The following is a 2,183-nucleotide window of genomic DNA, read 5'->3' on the forward strand; positions in this document are numbered from 1 at the left end:
TCTTCGAAACATTCTATACAACTAAACAAAAAGGATTAGGGGCTGGTTTGTCCATCAGCCAGACTATAATAGACGCTCACGGTGGAAAGCTATACCCTCGCAGGAATCAAAAAGGAACGAGTTTTTTTATTACTCTTCCCATAACCAGTGGAGACTTTAATGGCGGTGTCTGAAATGATAATGCAACAGGAAGCAACTGTATTTGTAGTTGACGATGACCCCGCGATCCGCAAATCCTTACGGTGGCTCATTGAATCCGTTGGATTAAAAGTGGAAACATATGAACTGGCCAGCGAGTTCCTGCAGAGTTATGTCCCCGATTCTCCCGGCTGCCTGGTACTTGATGTCAGAATCCCGGGGATGAGCGGACTGGAGTTACAGGAAAAACTCAGAGACCGGGGATATGACATTCCAGTAGTTATCGTCTCCGGGTATGGAGATGTCCCGATGGCCGTACGTGCCATGAAAGCAGGCGCCATCGATTTTCTGGAAAAGCCCGTGAGTGATCAGGTCCTGCTGGACTACATTCAAAAGGGGATTGAGCGGGATATTAAAAATAAAGAGGACCGTTTACAGAACCAGGAACTCGTGCAACGCAAAGATTCCCTGACGCGGCGGGAGCGCGAAGTCATGGAGTATGTTGTATCCGGACTCTCCAGTCGTGAAATTGCCGATGAATTGAAGGTCAGTTTCAAAACCGTTGAAGCACATCGCGCAAAAATCATGAAAAAGATGAAAGCCAAAAGTGTTCCCAAGCTCATTCAGATGGATCTGCAAATCACAGGAAACCATCCGCGCTGACGGAACAGCCTGCCTGTACTGAAGCAAAATTGCCAGACAGAAATTTCTTCTTAACAAACACTCATCACTTTTCAACAGGAACGAATTTGAACACTCAAACTGAACTGGCGCTGAACGGCGTACCTGTCTGCGACACATTTGCTGAAGCATTCACAACTGTGGGGACGCGAATTATCGTGACGGCACTGACAGAGTCCTGGGTCCGGATTGCTGCCGCGGAAGTCAGCGGGTATGCCACAAGTGTCATTGCCTGTGATGCAGAGGCGGGGATTGAAAAGTTTTTAACGCCCGCTGAAAGCCCCGATGGACGACCGGGAGTGAGTCTGATGCTGTTCGCCTTCAGCCGGTCGGCTCTGGAAAAAGCGGTGGTCAATCGAGTCGGGCAATGTATTCTCACCTGCCCGACGACAGCCTGTTACTCAGGAGTTCCCGATGCAGGTGCAGAAAATAATATTGCCTTAGGCAGCCAGTTGCGTTTTTTTGGCGACGGCTTTCAGATCTCCAAAAAATGGGGCAATCGTCGGCTCTGGAGAATTCCCGTGATGGACGGCGAATTCGTTTGTGAAGATCAGGTCGGTACTTTCAAAGGAGTCGCAGGAGGCAATCTCTTAATCTGTGCGACAGACCAGAACAGCGGCTTGCTCGCGACAGAGGCGGCTGTCTCAGCCATGCGGCAAGTGGAACATACCATTCTCCCCTTTCCGGGAGGCATTGTCAGAAGCGGCAGTAAAGTGGGCTCTCGCTATTCCAAATTAAAGGCCAGTACGAATGACGCCTATTGCCCCACCATTCGCGCACAGACGAAGTCTGAATTGCCCGCAGGCACAGGCTGTGTTTACGAAATCGTCATTGACGGTGATTCGTTTGATGCAGTGCAACAGTCAATGCAGGCAGGCCTGAATACCGTCAGCCAGCAACCGGGCGTCCTCCAGATCACCGCCGGCAATTACGGCGGCAAGCTGGGCAAACACCACTTTCATCTCAAAGATTTAATCGACTCCGCCGACGCGTGATGTCAGGCGGGAGTCGATCTTCCGCTTCAGCTTTCCTCACGAAAACTTTCTGAGATCAGCATTTCCTGCTCAAACTGATGGCTTCTGCCGGAACCGGTTGCCGGGCTGGCACTGGCGGCACGATAAACGCCTTTCAGCGGATGGCGGCCAAACAGATTGCCTTTGAAGCGACAATAGATGAATCGCCAGGCCCCCATGTTTTCCGGTTCTTCCTGAACCCAGTACACGGGGGTCCCTTCCGGATAAGGGGCTAACGCTTTTTCCAGCTCTTCTTGCGGGACGGGGTAAAGCTGTTCCATGCGGACAATGGCGATATCATCGCGTTCTGCCTGCTTGCGATGCTCATTCAGATCGTAATAAATCTTTCCT

The 2,183-nt window shown here is 51.0% G+C and carries 3 protein-coding genes and 1 pseudogene; 3 read left to right on the top strand and 1 reads right to left on the bottom strand.

Annotation, left to right across the window (positions count from 1 at the left end):
• The 3 genes from Q0294_RS23370 to fhcD all read left to right on the top strand — a co-directional run.
• Positions 1–173: ATP-binding protein (locus Q0294_RS23370; RefSeq protein WP_366917905.1), on the top strand; the 173-nt coding region annotated here is incomplete at its 5' end.
• Positions 174–180: 7 nt separating this feature from the next.
• Positions 181–801 (top strand): response regulator, encoded by a 621-nt coding sequence (locus tag Q0294_RS04890; protein ID WP_299461504.1) that lies wholly within the window; start codon positions 181–183, stop codon positions 799–801.
• An 86-nt stretch (positions 802–887) separates the two neighbouring features.
• Positions 888–1,814, top strand: coding sequence for a formylmethanofuran--tetrahydromethanopterin N-formyltransferase (gene fhcD / locus Q0294_RS04895; RefSeq protein WP_299461506.1), 927 nt, complete (start codon positions 888–890; stop codon positions 1,812–1,814).
• A gap of 26 nt (positions 1,815–1,840) precedes the next feature.
• Here the strand turns inward: fhcD and Q0294_RS04900 are convergent.
• Positions 1,841–2,183: pseudogene (locus Q0294_RS04900) on the bottom strand (2-oxoglutarate dehydrogenase E1 component); the annotation flags it as partial.

The sequence above is a fragment of the uncultured Gimesia sp. genome, from assembly GCF_937919775.1.
GTDB lineage: Bacteria > Planctomycetota > Planctomycetia > Planctomycetales > Planctomycetaceae > Gimesia.